21 protein-coding genes and 1 pseudogene are annotated in these 17,736 nt (G+C 70.8%); 9 read left to right on the top strand and 13 right to left on the bottom strand.

What is annotated here, in order from left to right:
- The first annotated feature begins 644 nt into the window (after positions 1 to 644).
- From AQJ11_RS00535 to AQJ11_RS00520, 4 genes and pseudogenes are all read left to right on the top strand, one after another.
- Positions 645 to 1,445, top strand: a complete 801-nt coding sequence (locus AQJ11_RS00535; protein WP_058080706.1) for an ABC transporter permease — start codon at positions 645 to 647, stop codon at positions 1,443 to 1,445.
- A gap of 64 nt (positions 1,446 to 1,509) precedes the next feature.
- A complete protein-coding gene (locus tag AQJ11_RS00530) occupies positions 1,510 to 2,313 on the top strand; it encodes an ABC transporter permease (protein WP_244218091.1) in 804 nt (267 codons plus the stop codon).
- Positions 2,314 to 2,326: 13 nt separating this feature from the next.
- Positions 2,327 to 3,331 carry an ABC transporter ATP-binding protein gene (locus AQJ11_RS00525; RefSeq protein ID WP_208616431.1) on the top strand — a complete coding sequence of 335 codons (1,005 nt, stop codon included), beginning with the start codon at positions 2,327 to 2,329 and terminating at the stop codon, positions 3,329 to 3,331.
- A 9-nt stretch (positions 3,332 to 3,340) separates the two neighbouring features.
- A pseudogene (locus AQJ11_RS00520) lies at positions 3,341 to 3,991 on the top strand (DUF1707 SHOCT-like domain-containing protein); the annotation flags it as partial.
- 24 nt (positions 3,992 to 4,015) lie between these two features.
- Here AQJ11_RS00520 and AQJ11_RS00515 read toward each other — a convergent pair.
- From AQJ11_RS00515 to AQJ11_RS00505, 3 genes are all read right to left on the bottom strand, one after another.
- Positions 4,016 to 4,408 (bottom strand): hypothetical protein, encoded by a 393-nt coding sequence (locus AQJ11_RS00515; RefSeq protein ID WP_014672979.1) that lies wholly within the window; start codon positions 4,406 to 4,408, stop codon positions 4,016 to 4,018.
- Between the two features lie 115 nt (positions 4,409 to 4,523).
- Positions 4,524 to 5,258: a ribonuclease PH gene (gene rph / locus AQJ11_RS00510; protein ID WP_014672980.1), complete on the bottom strand. Its 735-nt coding sequence runs from the start codon at positions 5,256 to 5,258 to the stop codon at positions 4,524 to 4,526.
- A gap of 78 nt (positions 5,259 to 5,336) precedes the next feature.
- Positions 5,337 to 5,570 carry a PTS sugar transporter subunit IIB gene (locus tag AQJ11_RS00505; RefSeq protein ID WP_014672981.1) on the bottom strand — a complete coding sequence of 78 codons (234 nt, stop codon included), beginning with the start codon at positions 5,568 to 5,570 and terminating at the stop codon, positions 5,337 to 5,339.
- A 155-nt stretch (positions 5,571 to 5,725) separates the two neighbouring features.
- Here AQJ11_RS00505 and AQJ11_RS00500 point away from each other — a divergent pair, with 155 nt between their 5' ends.
- Together AQJ11_RS00500 and AQJ11_RS00495 are read left to right on the top strand one after the other, a co-directional pair.
- Complete coding sequence (locus AQJ11_RS00500; RefSeq protein WP_079082182.1) at positions 5,726 to 7,012, top strand: PTS transporter subunit EIIC; 1,287 nt, start codon at positions 5,726 to 5,728, stop codon at positions 7,010 to 7,012.
- 156 nt (positions 7,013 to 7,168) lie between these two features.
- Positions 7,169 to 8,431 carry a PTS transporter subunit EIIC gene (locus AQJ11_RS00495; protein ID WP_059261448.1) on the top strand — a complete coding sequence of 421 codons (1,263 nt, stop codon included), beginning with the start codon at positions 7,169 to 7,171 and terminating at the stop codon, positions 8,429 to 8,431.
- A gap of 74 nt (positions 8,432 to 8,505) precedes the next feature.
- Here the strand turns inward: AQJ11_RS00495 and AQJ11_RS00490 are convergent, their stop codons facing one another.
- A complete protein-coding gene (locus AQJ11_RS00490) occupies positions 8,506 to 9,258 on the bottom strand; it encodes an MBL fold metallo-hydrolase (protein WP_014672984.1) in 753 nt (250 codons plus the stop codon).
- 238 nt (positions 9,259 to 9,496) lie between these two features.
- Here AQJ11_RS00490 and AQJ11_RS00485 point away from each other — a divergent pair, with 238 nt between their 5' ends.
- Positions 9,497 to 9,955: a type II toxin-antitoxin system PemK/MazF family toxin gene (locus AQJ11_RS00485; protein ID WP_059261447.1), complete on the top strand. Its 459-nt coding sequence runs from the start codon at positions 9,497 to 9,499 to the stop codon at positions 9,953 to 9,955.
- Here the strand turns inward: AQJ11_RS00485 and AQJ11_RS00480 are convergent.
- The 8 genes from AQJ11_RS00480 to clpS all read right to left on the bottom strand — a co-directional run bounded on the left by AQJ11_RS00480 (position 9,952) and on the right by clpS (position 15,285).
- Positions 9,952 to 10,425, bottom strand: a complete 474-nt coding sequence (locus tag AQJ11_RS00480; RefSeq protein ID WP_059261446.1) for a hypothetical protein — start codon at positions 10,423 to 10,425, stop codon at positions 9,952 to 9,954. The genes AQJ11_RS00485 and AQJ11_RS00480 overlap by 4 nt on opposite strands.
- A 96-nt stretch (positions 10,426 to 10,521) precedes the next feature.
- Positions 10,522 to 11,472, bottom strand: coding sequence for a PLP-dependent cysteine synthase family protein (locus tag AQJ11_RS00475; RefSeq protein ID WP_014672987.1), 951 nt, complete (start codon positions 11,470 to 11,472; stop codon positions 10,522 to 10,524).
- Between the two features lie 17 nt (positions 11,473 to 11,489).
- Positions 11,490 to 11,768 carry a MoaD/ThiS family protein gene (locus tag AQJ11_RS00470; RefSeq protein WP_014672988.1) on the bottom strand — a complete coding sequence of 93 codons (279 nt, stop codon included), beginning with the start codon at positions 11,766 to 11,768 and terminating at the stop codon, positions 11,490 to 11,492.
- A gap of 88 nt (positions 11,769 to 11,856) precedes the next feature.
- Positions 11,857 to 11,952, bottom strand: coding sequence for a putative leader peptide (locus AQJ11_RS52335; protein ID WP_309550412.1), 96 nt, complete (start codon positions 11,950 to 11,952; stop codon positions 11,857 to 11,859).
- Between the two features lie 79 nt (positions 11,953 to 12,031).
- Positions 12,032 to 12,454, bottom strand: a complete 423-nt coding sequence (locus AQJ11_RS00465) for a M67 family metallopeptidase (RefSeq protein ID WP_014672990.1) — start codon at positions 12,452 to 12,454, stop codon at positions 12,032 to 12,034.
- Positions 12,455 to 12,611: 157 nt separating this feature from the next.
- Complete coding sequence (locus AQJ11_RS00460) at positions 12,612 to 14,030, bottom strand: amino acid permease (RefSeq protein ID WP_014672991.1); 1,419 nt, start codon at positions 14,028 to 14,030, stop codon at positions 12,612 to 12,614.
- 330 nt (positions 14,031 to 14,360) lie between these two features.
- Positions 14,361 to 14,966 (bottom strand): DUF2017 domain-containing protein, encoded by a 606-nt coding sequence (locus tag AQJ11_RS00455; RefSeq protein ID WP_014672993.1) that lies wholly within the window; start codon positions 14,964 to 14,966, stop codon positions 14,361 to 14,363.
- A 10-nt stretch (positions 14,967 to 14,976) separates the two neighbouring features.
- Positions 14,977 to 15,285, bottom strand: coding sequence for an ATP-dependent Clp protease adapter ClpS (clpS, locus tag AQJ11_RS00450; protein ID WP_014672994.1), 309 nt, complete (start codon positions 15,283 to 15,285; stop codon positions 14,977 to 14,979).
- Between the two features lie 65 nt (positions 15,286 to 15,350).
- Here clpS and AQJ11_RS00445 point away from each other — a divergent pair, with 65 nt between their 5' ends.
- Positions 15,351 to 16,697, top strand: a complete 1,347-nt coding sequence (locus AQJ11_RS00445; protein WP_014672995.1) for a nicotinate phosphoribosyltransferase — start codon at positions 15,351 to 15,353, stop codon at positions 16,695 to 16,697.
- 94 nt (positions 16,698 to 16,791) lie between these two features.
- Complete coding sequence (locus AQJ11_RS00440; RefSeq protein ID WP_014672996.1) at positions 16,792 to 17,385, top strand: isochorismatase family protein; 594 nt, start codon at positions 16,792 to 16,794, stop codon at positions 17,383 to 17,385.
- Between the two features lie 15 nt (positions 17,386 to 17,400).
- Here AQJ11_RS00440 and AQJ11_RS00435 read toward each other — a convergent pair whose 3' ends face one another.
- Positions 17,401 to 17,721: a hypothetical protein gene (locus AQJ11_RS00435; RefSeq protein WP_014672998.1), complete on the bottom strand. Its 321-nt coding sequence runs from the start codon at positions 17,719 to 17,721 to the stop codon at positions 17,401 to 17,403.
- Positions 17,722 to 17,736: the final 15 nt, after the last annotated feature.

The raw sequence follows: 17,736 nt of genomic DNA, 5'->3' as shown, positions 1-17,736 counted from the left end.
GGTTCCGGCGTGCCCGAGCCGGCCCGGGACGGTGAGTCCGCCGGGCCGTTGCCGGTCCCGGCGGCCCGGCCCGCGCCGCGCTCGGCTGCCGCCGGACCTTCCGCACCGGCGCCACGGGTGCCGTCGGCCCCCCGCTCGCCGCGCTGCGGCTTGCCCGCGCTCCCGGGCCGGCCGGCGCCCTCGGCAGGCACGCCGTCGCCGCCCCTCCGGGCACCCTCCTCGTCACGCTGACCACCGTCGCGGCCCCCGGCGTCCACGCCACCCTCTCGGCCCCCGGGCCCCCCGGAACCTGTGCTGGTGTCGCTCCTCGTGCCCCCCGTGGGATCCGGTGGTGCGCTGCTCGGGTCGCGGCGTCCCGGGTTTCCGGGCCCTTCAGCCGGCAGCGGCTTTTTCGGTGCCACGCCTTCGTTCCGCTGCTGCGGCTGCGGCTCGTCGCTCATGTCGTGCACGGACTCCTGTTTCGCGTCGTACGTTCCCGTACGCCTCGTACGCTTCTGCGCTCCCCCTGTTTGAAGACTCTCGCACCTGGCGTTCCGTTCCCGGATTCCGGCACGCTTCCGACCGGAAAACGCGTGGCCGGCCGCCGGGCCTCCGGACTAGGCTCCTGCGCTTCGGTGTCGAGCGGTCCGAGGAGGTCGACTGACGTGGGCGCGGGACGGTTGTACGCGGCCGTGGCGACAGGGGGATTCAGACGGTACGCGACCTACCGGGCCGCCACTGCGGCAGGGGTGTTCACGAACACCGTCTTCGGGCTCATCCTCGTCTACACGTACCGCGCCTTGTGGGACGAGAAGCCGCATCTCGGCGGGTACGACCAGGCGCAGGCCGTGACGTACGTCTGGCTGGGGCAGGCGTTCTTGTCGACGCTCGCGATCGGGGGCGGCGGCGTCGAGGACGAGTTGATGGAGCGCATCCGTACCGGGGACGTGGCGATCGACCTGTACCGGCCCGCCGATCTCCAGCTGTGGTGGCTGGCGGCGGACCTCGGCCGGGCGTTCTTCCAGCTGCTGGGCCGGGGCCTGGTCCCGTTCGTGTTCGGCGCGCTGTGCTTCCCGGTGTACCTGCCGTCCGGCGCCGGCACCTGGGTGGCGTTCCTCGTCGCCGTCGTCCTCGCCATGCTGGTCGGCTTCGGCATCCGCTACCTGGTGGCGCTGAGCGCGTTCTGGCTGCTGGACGGGGCCGGTGTGACGCAGATGGCGTGGCTGCTGGGCTTCTTCTGCTCGGGCATGCTGCTGCCGCTGAACGTGTTCCCGGGCGCGCTCGGTGACGTCGTACGGGTCCTGCCGTGGTCGTCCCTGCTGCAAGCGCCGGCGGACATCCTGCTGGGGCACGCGGACCCGCTGCCCACCTATCTCTTCCAGGCCGCGTGGGCGGTGGCGCTGCTGGGGGCCGGGCGGCTGGTGCAGTCGGCCGCGACGCGCCGGGTGGTGGTGCAGGGTGGCTGAGAGCCATGCGCCCCGCCAGGCCCCCCGCCAAGTCCCCCGCCAGGTCCACGGCCCGGCCCGCCGGCTGGCCGAGGGCGTGCGGGCGTACCGGCTGATCGCGGGGATGTGGGTGCGCTCCACGATGGCCTACCGCGCGTCCTTCGCCATGACGACGTTCGGGAACTTCGCGGCGACCTTCCTGGATTTCGTCGCGATCATGCTGATGTTCTCCCGGGTGGACGCCCTGGGCGGCTACCCGCTGCCCGAAGTGGCGTTCCTGTACGGCCTGTCCGCGACCTCCTTCGGGCTGGCGGACCTGGTGATCGGGTCGATGGACCGGCTGGGCCGGCGGGTCCGGGACGGCACGCTGGACACCCTGCTGGTGCGGCCGGCGCCGGTGCTCGCGCAGGTGGCGGCCGACCGGTTCGCGCTCCGGCGGCTGGGTCGGGTGACGCAGGGGGCGCTGGTGCTGGGCTGGTCGCTGACCCGGGTGGACATCGACTGGACGGCGGACAGGCTGCTGCTGATGCCGGTGATGGTGGTGAGCGGCTGCGGCATCTTCTGCGCGGTGTTCGTGGCGGGCGCGGCGTTCCAGTTCGTGGCGCAGGACGCCTCGGAGGTGCAGAACGCCTTCACCTACGGCGGTACGACGCTGCTCCAGTACCCGCCGACCGTGTTCGCGAAGGAGCTGGTGCGCGGGGTGACCTTCGTGCTGCCGCTGGCCTTCGTCAACTGGCTGCCCGCGACCCATGTGCTGGGGCGGCCGTATCCGCTGGGCCTGCCGGAGTGGACCGCGTTCACGCCTCCGCTGGTGGCAGTGGCCTGTGGCGCGCTCGCGGGGCTGGCCTGGCGGGCGGGACTTCGTTCGTACCGCAGCACCGGGAGCTAGCGTGAGTGACGTGATGACAGGGGACGACGGCACCGTGGGGAGCGACTTCGTCGCGGGGGACGGCTTCATCGCGCTGGAGGGCGTCGAGAAGGTCTTCGAGGTGCGCCGGAAGACCGGGTTCCTGCGGCGGGAGCGGCGCGAGGTGCGGGCGGTGGACTCGCTGTCGTTCACCGTGGGGCGCGGCGAGATGGTCGGGTACATCGGACCGAACGGCGCCGGGAAGTCGACGACGATCAAGATGCTGACCGGGATCCTGACGCCGAGTGCCGGGCGGCTGCGGGTGGCGGGCATCGATCCGGCGCGGGAGCGGTCGCGGCTCGCGCACCGGATCGGGGTGGTGTTCGGTCAGCGGACCACGCTCTGGTGGGACCTGCCGCTGATCGACTCCTACCGGCTGGCGCACCGCATGTACCGCATCCCGGACGCCCGTTACCGCGAGAACCTGGACCGGCTGGTGGAACTGCTGGATCTGGGGGCCCTGTTGGACGTGCCGGTGCGGCAGCTCTCCCTGGGCCAGCGGATGCGCGGCGACATCGCGGCGGCGCTGCTGCACGACCCGGACGTGCTGTACCTGGACGAGCCGACGATCGGCCTGGACGTCGTGTCGAAGGCCAAGGTGCGGGAGTTCCTGCGGGAGGTGAACGCCGAGCGCGGCACGACGGTGCTGCTCACCACGCACGACCTCCAGGACATCGAGCAGTTGTGCTCCCGGGTGATGGTGATCGACCACGGGCGGCTGGTGTACGACGGTCCGCTCGCGGGGCTACACGAGGCCGGTGAGAGCGAGCGGACGCTGGTGGTGGACCTGGAGCGGGAGCTGCCGCCGGTTCAGGTGCCGTCGGCCCGGGTGGTGCGGGTGGAGGGCCCCCGGCAGTGGCTGGCGTTCCCGGCGGGGCAGTCGGCGGCGCCGGTCGTGGCGTATCTGGCCGCCCGGTACCCGCTGGTGGACCTGTCGGTGCGGGAGCCGGACATCGAGGCCGTCATCGCCAGGATGTACGCCGAGAAGGCGGTCTCGTAGGCTGCCGGCATGAGCGACGACGCAGTCCCGGACCTCCGCGCGTCCGACGCCGACCGTGACCGGGTCGCCGGGATCCTGCGGGACGCCCTGGCCGAGGGCCGCCTCGACATGGGGGAGTTCGACGAGCGGCTGGAGGCGGCCTACAAGGCGCGGACGTACGGCGAGCTGGCGCCGCTGATCCGCGACCTGCCGGTGCCCGGCGCCGTCGCGCCGGCCCTCGCCGTCTCCTTCGTCAAGTCCCCGGTGGTTGAACGTGGTTGGGCGGGCCGGATCACCGGCACCGAGGGCTCCTCGACGGGCGCGGTGGCGATCCTCTCGGGGTTCGGGCGCAAGGGCCGCTGGACGGTGCCGAGGCGGTTCTCCTGCTTCACCTTCATGGGCGGCGGTGAACTCGACCTGCGCGAGGCGGACTTCGCCGCCGGCGAGGTCGAGATCCAGTGCGTGGTGATCATGGGCGGGGTCCAGGTGATCGTGCCGCCCGGCGTCGAGGTCGTCGTACGCGGCATCGGCGTGATGGGCGCCTTCGAACACCCGCAGGACGACGGCCCGCCGGAGCCGGGCGCCCCGCGCGTGATCATCGGTGGTCTCGCGTTCTGGGGCGGCGTGGGCGTGGCGCGCAAACTGCCGCGCGGGGAACGGAAGCGCCTGGGGAAGCAGCGCTGAGCGCGCCCCTGCCGGCACGCCCTACGACGTGCAGACCTTGGTCAGCTCCCCCGCCGCGTCCGTGACCGGGCTGACGTCCGGCGTCTCGTCCCCGTTCCTGATGGCCGTGCGGACGTTGCCGACCGCCTTCTCCAGGTCGTCGACGGCCTTGTTCACATCGGTGTTGTCCGTCTTGTCGCCGATCTTCCGCAGACTCTTCTCGATGGAGTCGAGGGACTCGTCGGCCTGGGAGGGGTCGTTCGCCGCGTTCTCCACGGCCTGCTGGAGGTCGGTGACGTTGTCGGCGATGGCGTCGGCGGTCTGCACGCAGTCCAGCGCCTTGTCCACGGCGTCGCAGCCGGTGGTGAGGCCGGCGGCGAGCGCGGCGGTCGCTACGGCGGCGACAACGGTGAGTCGGCGTCGGCTGGCGGCCATGGTGGTGTCCCTCCCCTGGTACGGCTGGCCGGGCGCACGCTGGTGAGCCGTGCGCCCGTACCCACTGGGACGCCGCCCGGGTCCGCCGGGTTGCCCCGCGGCCTTGGGGACTTCTTTACGCGCGCGTGGCCGCGAGTGCCGCCTGCTGGATCACGGCCAGTTCCCGGCAGCCGGTGACGGCGAGGTCGAGCAGGGCGTCGAGTTCCTCGCGGGCGAACGGCGCGGCCTCGGCGGTGCCCTGGACCTCGACGAAGCGGCCGTCGCCGGTGCAGACGACGTTCATGTCGGTGTCGGCGCGCACGTCCTCCTCGTAGCAGAGGTCGAGCAGCGGGACCCCGCCGACGATGCCCACGGAGACGGCGCTCACGGTGCCGGTGAGCGGCTGCCGGCCGGCCTTGATCAGCTTCTTGCCCTGGGCCCAGGCGACGGCGTCGGCGAGTGCGACGTACGCGCCGGTGATGGCCGCCGTACGCGTGCCGCCGTCGGCCTGGAGGACGTCGCAGTCGAGGACGATGGTGTTCTCGCCGAGCGCCTTGTAGTCGATGACGGCGCGCAGGGAGCGGCCGATGAGCCGGGAGATCTCGTGGGTGCGGCCGCCGATCTTGCCCTTGACGGACTCGCGGTCGCCGCGGGTGTTGGTGGCGCGGGGCAGCATGGCGTACTCCGCGGTGACCCAGCCCTCGCCGCTGCCCTTGCGCCAGCGCGGGACGCCCTCGGTGACGGAGGCGGTGCAGAAGACCTTGGTGTCGCCGAAGGAGACGAGGACGGAGCCCTCGGCGTGCTTGCTCCATCCGCGTTCGATGGTGACGGGGCGGAGCTGTTCGGGGGTACGGCCGTCGATGCGAGACATGGCGACGAGCCTAGCCGCACACGGGGAAGGGGCTCCTCCGGTGTCGGGAAGAGCCCCTTCGGGGTGAACCGGTGCGGCTCACATCATGTCTTCGATCTCCGCGGCGATCGGGTCGGCGTCGGTGCCGATGACGACCTGGATGGCCGTGCCCATCTTGACGACGCCGTGGGCGCCGGCGGCCTTCAGGGCGGCCTCGTCGACCAGAGCGGGGTCGGACACCTCGGTGCGCAGCCGGGTGATGCAGCCCTCGATCTCCTCGATGTTGTCGATGCCTCCGAGCCCGGCGACGATCTTCTCAGCCTTGCTGGCCATGTTCCTTCTCCCTGCTCCGAACCGCTTTGTCGCAGTAACCCACAGTTGGCCCATCTTCGCGAGCGGTCTTGCCGTCCGTGCCGGATGATGGCGATCACGACAGCGGAACCGTCCGTCGACTGGTCTACACCACCGTGGGGAAGGTCGCCAAACCCATGAGTGCAGAGAGTACGGCGAGTCCCGCAGGGGCCCGCTGGAACCGTCTGTTCCAGGGCATGCAGAAGATGGGCCGCAGCCTCCAGCTGCCCATCGCCGTGCTACCGGCGGCGGGCATCCTGAACCGGCTGGGGCAGCCGGACGTGTTCGGCGAGGACGGTCTGGGCTGGACCGACGTGTCCAGGGTGATGAGCGGGGCGGGCGGCGCGCTGCTGGACGGTCAGCTGGGGCTGCCGCTGCTGTTCTGCGTGGGTGTCGCGATCGGCATGGCGAAGAAGGCCGACGGTTCGACGGCGCTCGCCGCGGTGGCGGGTTTCCTCGTCTACTACGGCGTCCTGCGGCAGTTCCCGCAGACCTGCCCGGCGGGCGCGAAGGTGGTCGCCACGGGCTGCCAAGCGGCGAACGGCACGGTGTCCGCGTACACCTACCAGAACCCGGGTGTCTTCGGCGGCATCGTCATGGGCCTGCTGGCCGCCTTCTTCTGGGCCCGCTACCACCGCACGAGGCTGGTCGACTGGCTGGGCTTCTTCAACGGGCGCCGGCTGGTGCCGATCATCATGGCCTTCGTCGCGATCCTGTTCGCCGTGGTGTGCCTGTTCGTCTGGCCGCCGGTCGGCGGCGCCCTGGAGAGCTTCGGCGCGTGGCTGCGGGACGCCGGCTCCTGGGGCGCGGGCGTCTTCGGGGTCGCGAACCGGGCGCTGCTGGTGGTGGGCCTGCACCAGTTCCTGAACGTGCCCGTCTGGTTCCAGTTCGGCAGCTACACCAAGCCCGACGGCACCGTGGTGCACGGCGACATCAACATGTTCCTCCAGGGCGACCCCGCCGCCGGACAGTTCACCTCGGGCTTCTTCCCGATCATGATGTTCGCGCTGCCGGCCGCCGCGCTGGCCATCACGCACTGCGCGCGGCCGGAGCGCCGCAAGGAGGTCGGCGGCCTGATGCTGTCGGTCGCGCTGACCTCGTTCGTGACCGGCATCACCGAGCCGCTGGAGTACTCGTTCCTCTTCATCGCGCCCGGCCTGTACGCCGTCCACGCGCTGCTGACCGGCGCGTCGATGGCGGTGACCTGGGCGCTGGGCGTGCACGACGGCTTCAGCTTCTCGGCGGGCCTGATCGACTACGTGATCAACTGGAACCTGGCGACGAAACCGTGGGCGATCATCCCGATCGGCCTGTGCTTCGCGGCCCTGTACTACCTGGTGTTCCGCGTCGCGATCACGCGCTTCGACCTGAGGACGCCGGGGCGGGAACCGGCGGACGAGGTGGAGGACGTCACCAAGGTGTGAGGACACACCGCGCGTAGTCCGGCGATAGCGGATTCGCGGGTTCCTTACGCCGCCTTCATCGTGCTACAACAGGTCTACACCACAGGTGGTGTAGACCAGAGACGCTGCCGTCCCCTTCCATGGTTCCCGGGCGGCGCCTTGCCCGATGGAGGAAGTATGAGCACCGCCACCGAGACGGCGGCCCCGGCGGCCAAGCCGGGGAAGAAGCGGGGAGCAGGCCTGTTCCAGGGCTTGCAGAAGGTCGGCCGCAGCCTACAGCTCCCGATCGCTGTCCTGCCCGCGGCAGGCATCATGGTCCGCCTCGGCCAGGATGACATCTTCGGCAAGGACGGCCTGGGCTGGGACAAGGTCGCCGCCGTGTTCAACAACGCGGGCGGCGCGCTCACCGGCTCCCTTCCGCTGCTGTTCTGCATCGGTGTGGCCATCGGCTTCGCCAAGAAGTCCGACGGTTCGACGGCCCTCGCCGCGGTGGTCGGCTTCCTCGTCTACAGCAAGGTCCTCCAGGCCTTCCCGCTGACCGAACAGCACATCGAAAAGGGCAAGATCGTCGAGGCGACGTACAACGACCCCGGCGTCCTCGGCGGCATCATCATGGGTCTGCTCGCGGCCGTGCTGTGGCAGCGGTTCCACCGCACCAAGCTCGTCGACTGGCTCGGCTTCTTCAACGGCCGCCGGCTCGTGCCGATCATCACGGCCTTCGTCGGCATCGTGCTGGGCGTCTTCTTCGGACTGGTCTGGGAGCCGATCGGCAACGGCATAGCGCACTTCGGCGAGTGGATGACCGGTCTCGGAGCGGGCGGCGCGGCCCTGTTCGGCGCCGTGAACCGCGCACTCATCCCGGTCGGCATGCACCAGTTCGTCAACACCGTGGCGTGGTTCCAGCTCGGCGACTTCAAGAACGCCTCGGGCGAGATCGTGCACGGCGACATCACCCGGTTCCTCGCCGGTGACCCGTCCGCCGGTCTCTTCCAGACCGGTTTCTTCCCGATCATGATGTTCGGTCTGCCGGCCGCCGCGCTCGCCATCGCCCACTGCGCCCGTCCCGAGCGCCGCAAGGCCGTGCTCGGCATGATGGTCTCGCTCGCGCTGACCTCGTTCGTCACCGGCGTCACCGAGCCGATCGAGTTCTCCTTCATGTTCGTCGCGCCGCTGCTGTACGTCCTGCACGCCGTGCTCACCGCCGTGTCGATGGCCGTCACGTGGGGCCTGGGCGCGCACGCCGGCTTCAACTTCTCCGCCGGCCTGATCGACTACGCCCTCAACTGGCACCTGGCGACCAAGCCATGGCTGATCATCCCGGTCGGCCTCGTCTTCGGCGCGATCTACTACGTGACCTTCCGGTTCGCCATCCTCAAGTTCGACCTCAAGACCCCGGGCCGCGAACCCGAGGACGAGGTCGAGGACCTCGCCAAGGCGTGAGTCCGGCCGCCACGGCATGACAAAGGCCCCCGGAGCCGACGCTCCGGGGGCCTCCTCGTGCGCGGACGGTGCTGTCAGATCTCGTACGTCTGCCGCGGCGCCGCCAGGTGTACCGGGCCGGTGAACACCTCGCGGGCGTCCCGCAGGTTCACCTCGGGGTCGGTCCACGGCGGGATGTGGGTGAGGACGAGCCGCCGCGCGCCCGCGCGGGCCGCCGTCTGGCCCGCCTCGCGGCCGTTGAGGTGCAGGTCGGGAATGCTCTCCTTGCCGTGCGTGAACGCGGCCTCGCACAGGAACAGATCGGTGTCCCGGGCCAGCTCGTCCAGCGCCGGGGTGACACCGGTGTCGCCGGAGTACGTCAGGGACTTCCCGCCGTGCTCGACCCGGATGCCGTACGCCTCCACGGGGTGGCGGACCCGCTCGGTGTGCACGGTGAACGGGCCGATCTCGAACGTGGACGGCTTGACCGTGTGGAAGTCGAAGACCTCGCTCATCGAGGAGGCGGAGGGGGTGTCCGCGTAGGCCGTGGTCAGGCGGTGCTCGGTGCCTTCGGGGCCGTAGACCGGGAGGGGATCGCACCGGCCGCCGTCATAGCGGTAGTAGCGCGCCACGAAGTACGCGCACATGTCGATGCAGTGATCGGCGTGCAGATGGCTGAGGAAGATCGCGTCGAGGTCGTAGAGACCGCAGTGGCGCTGCAACTCGCCGAGGGCGCCGTTGCCCATGTCGAGGAGCAGCCGGAAGCCGTCGGCCTCGACGAGGTAGCTCGAACAGGCCGATTCCGCGGACGGGAACGACCCCGAGCAGCCGACGACGGTGAGCTTCATGAAGCAGAAACCTCCGTAGGCGGGTAACCGGTGGGCGGGACGTAAACCCCTTGCGGGGCGGGGGCTGTCGGGGGTCGTGCGGTCCGTCGAGCGTAAGGCGCGAAAGCACGGGTCGCTCCACCGCCCGGGGCCGTTGTGGGCGAACTCACCTGTGCTGTCACCGGTTCGGCTGGACGTGGGGCGCACCGGGATCGGAAGAGGGCGCGCGAGGTCCGGCGCGCGCCGGTAACGTCGTCGTATGGACACGTCCTGGTGGCTGGCGCTCGCGGCGGTGGTACTGCTCGCACTGGTCGCCACGCTCGTCGACGGCTGGGGCCGCGGTCACCGGCCCGGCGGACGGCGCGTGCGGCCCCCGGGCCGGCCGGGCCCGCGGACGGCACACGCCGTACGGCCCTGCCCCGGGGACATCTGGTGGGCGGAGGTCCCCTACGAGGACCGGGCCGAGGTGAAGGACCGGCCCTGTCTGGTGCTGGCCGTGCGCGGCAACCGGGCCACCGTCGCGAAGATCACGAGCAAGTACCACGACGAGCGCTGCGGGGTGATCCCGCTGCCGCCCGGCGCGGTCGGCGACACCCAGGGGCGGCCCAGCTTCCTGGAGACCGACGAGCTGCGCGAGGTCCCGGTGGACGGCTTCCGCCGCCGGGTGGGCGTGGTCGACCCGGTCCTGTGGGACCAGGTACGGCACCTGGCGGGCTAGCGCGCAGCTCGGCTCACGCGCACCGTGACCGTCCAGTCCTGGACGGCCTTGCAGGAGACCTGGCCCGGTGCGGTCGGCTCGGCGCACAGCGGGCGGGACGACGTGAGCTTCACCGTGCCGGCGGCCACCGCCCGGTACGCGGCCGTGGCGTCACCCGGCTGGAGTACGAAGCCCGCGTTGACGGCCTTCAGTCCCGTACCGCTCACGGCGACCGGCTGCCAGGGGCGGGCCGTGGTGCCGTCCAGGGTGAGCCGGACCTCGCCGCCCTCGGTCACGCAGACGGTACGGCCGTGATCGGCGGCCGTCAGCTCCATGTGCCCGGTGCAGTCACCGGCGGACCGGGTGGGCGACGGCGTGCCCGTGCGGGCCGGTGCCGACACCTTGTCGCTGCTCCCGGTGTCCTGCTGGGAGCCGCAGCCCGCGAGGAGCAGCGCTGCCGCCGCGGGGGCGAGGAACGTCGTACGGCGCATGGGGTCCGCCTTCCTGCCGGAGTCCTGGTACGGATGTGACGTACCACCGGCGCGCGCGGATCCGCAGCCAAAGCCCTTCGCTCGTGATCGATACACCTAGGCCCAGAGCTGGCCGTGGAGGGTCGCGATGGCCTCTTCCGTGGTGGCCGCGGTGTAGACGCCGGTGGAGAGGTACTTCCAGCCGCCGTCGGCCACGATGAAGACGATGTCGGCGCTCTCGCCCGCCTTGACGGCCTTCCGGCCGACGCCGATCGCCGCGTGCAGGGCGGCGCCGGTGGAGACGCCCGCGAAGATGCCCTCCTGCTGGAGGAGTTCACGGGTGCGGGTGACCGCGTCGGCCGAGCCGACCGAGAACCGGGTGGTCAGGACGGACGCGTCGTACAGCTCGGGGACGAAGCCCTCGTCGAGGTTGCGCAGCCCGTAGACCAGGTCGTCGTAGCGCGGTTCGGCGGCGACGATCTGGACGCCCGGCTTGTGCTCGCGCAGGTAGCGGCCGACGCCCATGAGGGTGCCGGTGGTGCCGAGGCCCGCCACGAAGTGGGTGATCGAGGGCAGGTCGGCGAGGATCTCGGGGCCGGTCGTGGCGTAGTGGGCGCCCGCGTTGTCCGGGTTGCCGTACTGGTAGAGCATCACCCAGTCGGGGTGCTCGGCGGCCAGTTCCTTGGCCACGCGCACGGCGGTGTTGGAGCCCCCGGCGGCCGGCGAGGAGATGATCTCGGCGCCCCACATGCCGAGCAGGTCCCGGCGCTCCTGCGAGGTGTTCTCCGGCATCACGCACACCATCCGGTAGCCCTTGAGCTTGGCCGCCATGGCGAGGGAGATGCCGGTGTTGCCGGAGGTGGGTTCGAGGATCGTGCAGCCCGGGGTCAGCCGGCCGTCCTTCTCCGCCTGCTCGATCATGTGCAGGGCGGGCCGGTCCTTGACCGAGCCGGTGGGGTTGCGGTCCTCCAGCTTGGCCCAGATCCGCACGTCCGGGGCCGGCGACAGCCGCGGCAGGCGCACCAGGGGGGTGTTGCCCACCGCGGCCAGCGGGGAGTCGTAGCGCATCGCTGCTCAGCGGCCGATCAGCGCATGCCGCCGGCGACGGCCGGCAGGATCGTGACGTTGTCGCCGTCGGACAGCTTGGTGTTGATGCCGTCCAGGAAGCGGACGTCCTCGTCGTTGAGGTACACGTTGACGAAGCGGCGCAGCTGGTCGCCGTCCACGATGCGGGCCTGGATGCCCGCGTGCCGCGACTCCAGGTCGGCGAACAGCTCGGCGAGGGTGCTCCCGTTGCCCTCCACCGCCTTCTGACCGTCGGTGTACTGGCGGAGGATGGTGGGGATGCGGACCTCGATGGCCATGGTTGCGGGCTCCTGTAAGGAAGTGTCGGAAGGTGTGGGCACGCGGCGGGGCACGCCGCGGCTCACGGCCGTACGGCGGCGGGGAACGTCAACAGATGGCGCTGTTCAGCCTGCACAGATCGACGTGCAGCCGCGCCACGAGCAGCGTGCCCGGCGCCTTCTCGCTCACGTCGTTCAGAACCATGGGTTCATCGTATCGATTCCCGGTCCGGGTCCCGGAGTGTGATTCCACATCCCGGACGGAATCCGACCGGTGAATGAGATCAGTACGCCTCGACGACCTTGACCTCCTCCTCGGTGACCTCCCCTTCCAGGATCCGGAAGGAGCGGAACTGGAACTCTCCGACGCCGTCGGTGTCGGCGGTGGACACCAGGACGTAGTGCGCGCCGGGCTCGTTGGCGTAGCTGATGTCGGTCCGGGAGGGGTACGCCTCGGTCGCGGTGTGGGAGTGGTAGATGATCACCGGCTCCTCGTCGCGGTCGTCCAGCTCGCGGTAGAGCTTGAGCAGGTCCTGCGAGTCGAACTCGTAGAAGGTGGGCGAGCGGGCCGCGTTGAGCATCGGGATGAAGCGCTCGGGGCGGCCTGAGCCCACCGGTCCGGCGACCACGCCGCACGCCTCGTCGGGGTGGTCCTCGCGCGCGTGGGCGACGATCTGGTCGTGGAGCGCCTGGGTGATGGTCAGCATGGGGGTCAGGATAAGCAGAGGGGCCGTCCCGTACCGAGGGGTGGTACGGGACGGCCCACATGCCGGACGTCCTGAGCGGCGGTCGCCGGGGGCGCCACGAGAGCTCCCGACGGCCGGACGTCCTTTCCGGAGGGTCTTTCCGGTGTCTTCGCGGGGGTCAGCCCACCTTCTCGAACTCCGGGTCGCGGCGGTCCGCGATGGACGGCGTCCGGGACTTCAGGACCAGCCAGCCGATGCCCAGGGCGACCGCCCAGACCGCCATCACGTACAGGCAGACACGGGAGTCGGCGTCGTAGGCGATCAGGCCGGTGACGAAGAGCAGGAAGGCGATGGCGATGTACGAGCACACCGCGCCGCCGGGCGCCGGGAAGGAGCTGGTGGGCAGTCGGCCCGCGTCGACCGCGCGGCGGTAGAGGACGTGGCTGATCAGGATCATCAGCCAGGTCCAGATGCCGGCCGCGGTCGCGACGGAGGTGACGTAGCCGAAGGCCTTCTCCGGGACGACGTAGTTCAGGACGACGCCGATGCCCATGAACAGCACCGAGACGGTGATGCCGAGCGCGGGGGTCTTGGTGGCCGACAGCTTCGAGAAGACCCGCGGGGCCTCGCCGTTGTCGGCGAGGGTGCGCAGCATGCGGCCGGTGGAGTACATGCCGGAGTTGCAGGACGACAGGGCGGCGGTGAGCACCACGAAGTTGACGATGCCGGCGCCGGCCGGGATGCCGATGACCGCGAACGCCTTCACGAAGGGGCTGACGCCCGGCGCGAACTCGGTCCACTTCACCACGCACAGGATGACGGTGAGGGCACCGACGTAGAACAGCGCGATGCGCCAGGGCAGCGTGTTGATGGCCTTCGGGAGGGTCTTCTCCGGGTTCTCGGACTCGCCGGCGGTGACGCCGACCAGCTCGACGGCGAGGTAGGCGAACATCACGCCCTGCAAGGTCATCAGCGACGAGCCGATGCCCTTGGGGAAGAAGCCGTCGAACTGCCACAGGTTCGCCACGTGCGCGGTGTCGCCCGCGGCGCTGAAGCCGAAGGTGAGCACACCGAGGCCGATCACGATCATGCCGATCAGGGCCGTGACCTTGACCATGGAGAACCAGAACTCGATCTCGCCGAACAGCTTCACCGAGATCAGGTTGGCCACGAACAGGACCACCAGGAAGACCAGGGCCGTCACCCACTGCGGGATGCCGGGGAACCAGTAGTGGACGTAGATCGCGGCGGCCGTCAGCTCGGCCATGCCGGTCACGACCCACATCAGCCAGTACGTCCAGCCGGTGAAGTAGCCGAAGAACGGGCCGAGGAACTCCCGGGAGTACTCGGCGAAGGAGCCGGAGACCGGGCGGTAGAGCAGCAGTTCGCCCAGGGCCCGCATGATGAAGAAGATGATCACGCCGGCGAGGGCGTACATCAGGATGAGGCTGGGACCGGCCTTGGCGATGTTCGCCCCGGCTCCCAGGAAGAGCCCGACGCCGATCGCGCCGCCGATGGCGATCATCTGGACCTGACGGCTGCCGAGCCCGCGCTCGTACCCCTCCTCAGGGGTGGTGGTGACCTTCTCAGAGGTCATGTGTGGTGCGCCTTTCTCCATGCCGACCCGGGCCTTTCGTCGGCCTCGGATCGGGTCTCGATCCCCCCGGATGATGGAGTTGTCTGCCTGGCCGACGGTCGTCGGCTCGGTGGCGCACCCGGCCGGACATGGGTGGTGTCGGCCGGGCGGTCGTGAAGATTTATCACGGCCGCAATATTGATCACAGGGGGCCTGTGTGGCGCACCACACAGGTAAAAGCGGACAAAGAGCGCCTGAATGCGGCAAAACCGGCCACGAAGGTGACGGGATCGTTATCCGGATTTGAGCGTCCCCTGAGCGAACGCTTCCGAGGGGGCGAAACCGTACGAACTACGGCATCAAGGTCGTCACCAGGGTCTCCTGGAGCCCGCCGAGCCACAGGTACGCCATGACCATCGGCTTACGCGGGTCCTCGTCCGGGAGCCGGTAGAGCAGGTCGGTGTCGTCCTCGTCGGTGATCTCCAGCCGGGAACCGATCGCCAGCCGCAGATCGTTGAGGGCGCCGAGCCACTGCCGGGACTGCTCCGGGGACAGCTTGAGCACCGCCCCGCCCTCGTCGACCGGGGCGAGCGCGTCCAGGCTGCGGATCACCCCGAGGGCGCTCTCCCGCTTGCCGGCGCGCAGGTCGTTCTCGGTGAAGCGGCGGAACTCGGCGGAGTGCGCCCGGCGCTCCTCGGCCTCGGCCGACGAGGCGGGGGCCTCCTCCGGGTCGCTGTAGGCGTCCGGGAAGAGCCGGCGCAGCACCGGGTCGGCGGGCGGCTCGCTCGGCCCCTCCGCGAACAGCTCGGCCAGCGGGTCGTCCGGGGTGTCGGCGCCGGGTCCGGGACCGATGAGCTCCAGGAGCTGGACGGCCAGCGACCGGATGATGGAGATCTCGACGTCGTCGAGGGCGACGGCCGCGCCGCCGCCGGGGAGCGGTTCGAAGTGTCCGGGCATCGGGATGCGTTTACTTCCGGTCCTGCTGGAGGGTGGCCCACAGACCGTAGCCGTGCATCGCCTGCACGTCGCGCTCCATCTCCTCGCGGGTCCCGCTGGAGACGACCGCCCGGCCCTTGTGGTGGACGTCGAGCATGAGCTTGGTGGCCTTGTCCTTGGTGTAGCCGAAGTACGTCTGGAAGACGTACGTCACATAGCTCATGAGGTTGACCGGGTCGTTGTGGACGATCGTGACCCAGGGGACGTCGGGCTCGGGTACGGCGAAGACCTCCTCCGCCGACTCGGTGCGTTCGATCTCTACGGGCGCGGGTGACGTCACAAGCCCATGCTGCCACGGCCTCCATAAATCGTCACACCGACGAAAAGGGAGTACGATTCCTCGTCATGAACACAGCGGACCTTGGGCTGCCGGTGGACGTTCCCTCGACAGCGCTCTTCACGGACCAGTACGAGCTGACGATGCTGCGCGCCGCGCTGAAGGCCGGTACGGCCGAACGGCGGAGCGTGTTCGAGGTCTTCACCCGGCGGCTGCCGAACGGACGCCGCTACGGCGTGGTGGCCGGCACCGGCCGCGTCCTGGACGCGGTGGAGAACTTCCGCTTCGACTCCGGCGTCCTCGGCTTCCTGCGCGAGCGGGACATCGTCGACGAGGAGACCCTGCGGTGGCTCGCCGACTACCGCTTCAGCGGGGACATCTGGGGCTACCCCGAGGGCGAGGTGTACTTCCCCGGCTCGCCGATCATGCGCGTCGAGGGCAGCTTCGCCGAGTGCGTCCTGCTGGAGACCGTCATCCTGTCCATTCTCAACCACGACTCCGCCATCGCCGCCGCCGCCTCCCGGATGTCCTCCGCCGCCGGTGACCGCCCGCTGATCGAGATGGGCGCGCGCCGCACCCACGAGCTGGCCGCGGTGGCCGCCGCCCGCGCCGCCTACGTCGGCGGCTTCGCGACCACCTCCGACCTGGCCGCCGGCTTCCGCTACGGCATCCCGACCGTCGGCACCTCCGCCCACGCCTTCACCCTGCTGCACGACCGCGAGCGCGACGCCTTCCAGGCCCAGGTCGACACCCTGGGCCGGGGCACGACCCTCCTGGTGGACACCTACGACGTCGCCGAGGCCGTCCGTACGGCGGTGGAGGTGGCCGGCCCCGAGCTGGGCGCGGTCCGCATCGACTCCGGCGACCTGCTGCTGGTGGCCCACCGGGTGCGGCAGCAGCTGGACGAGCTGGGCGCGACCGGCACGAAGATCATCGTGACCTCCGACCTGGACGAGTACGCCATCGCCTCGCTGGCCGCCGCGCCGGTGGACGCGTACGGCGTCGGCACCCAGCTGGTGACCGGCTCCGGGCACCCGACCTCCTCCATGGTCTACAAGCTGGTCGCCCGCGCCGAGTCCGCCGACCCCAAGGCGCCGCTGGTGCCGGTCGCCAAGAAGTCCAGCGGCGGCAAGACGTCCATCGGGGGCCGCAAGTGGGCGGCGCGGCGGCTGGACGCGGAGGGGGTCGCCGAGGCCGAGGTCGTCGGCACCGGGCCGGTGCCGGCCGAGCTGGCCGACCGGCAGCTCCTGGTGGAGCTGGTCAAGGGCGGCGAGGTGGTCGCCCGGGAGCCGCTGGACGTGGCCCGGGACCGCCACATCGCGGCCCGCGAAAACCTGCCGCTCTCCGCGATCCAGCTGTCAAGGGGGGAACCCGTCATTCCGACGGAGTACGTCCACGGGCGCTCGGGGAGCTAGCGCGGGACCCCGTCCGCCCCTCGACGCCCCCTCCCGCAGGAGCCCGGAATTCTCTAGGCTCAGTTACTTCACTCTCAGTCGAAGGACACCCACCATGCGCCGCGCCTTGATCGTCGTAGACGTGCAGAACGACTTCTGCGAGGGGGGCAGCCTCGCGGTGGCCGGCGGTGCCGACGTGGCCGCCGCCATCACCGAGCTGATCGGCCAGGCGGCGGGCACCGGATACCGGCATGTGGTGGCCACCCGCGACCACCACATCGCGCCCGGCGGCCACTTCGCGGACAACCCCGACTACGTCCGCTCCTGGCCCGCGCACTGCGTCGCGGGCACGGAGGGGGTGGGCTTCCACCCGAACTTCGCCCCGGCCGTCGCCTCCGGCGCGGTGGACGCCGTCTTCGACAAGGGTGCCTACGCGGCCGCGTACAGCGGCTTCGAGGGCACGGACGAGAACGGCGTCCCCCTGGCCGACTGGCTCCGCGCGCGGGAGATCACGGAGGTGGACGTGGTGGGCATCGCCACGGACCACTGCGTACGGGCCACGGCCCTGGACGCCGCGCGCGAGGGCTTCCGCACGCAGGTCCTGCTGGACCTGACGGCCGGGGTGGCGGGCGAGACCACCGAGCGGGCCCTGGAGGAGCTGCGGGAAGCGGGCGTGGAACTCACCGGCAAGCCCGTGGTGAGCGGCTAGGAGAGCGCCCGAGGCTCACCGCACCACCGCCGGCCCGCGCAGCAGCGCCCGGATCGGATGCCACAGCTCCGTGACCATGACACCGTTGTCGGCCGGGGCCGTGCGCCATATCAGGCCGTCGGGGTGGTGCAGGACCGCCGTGATCTCGTCCGGTGTGGGAGGCTCGGCGTTCCCCCGGAGGTAGATCGCCCGCAGGCCCAGGTTGCGCAGCCTGGTCAGGGCCCGCGCACGGTTCTGGGCGTGCACGAGCACCCGCACCCCGGCGGGGCCGTACGGCAGGTTCAGCGCCACCACCACCGTGCCGTTCGGCAGCTTGCAGAAGCCTCCAGCGGCCATGCGGTCACATCCCCG

This window comes from Streptomyces corchorusii (genome assembly GCF_001514055.1).
Classification (GTDB): Bacteria; Actinomycetota; Actinomycetes; order Streptomycetales; family Streptomycetaceae; genus Streptomyces; species Streptomyces olivaceoviridis.
Note: the sequence above shows the minus strand (reverse complement) of the source record. Positions and strands in the feature narration are given on the sequence as shown.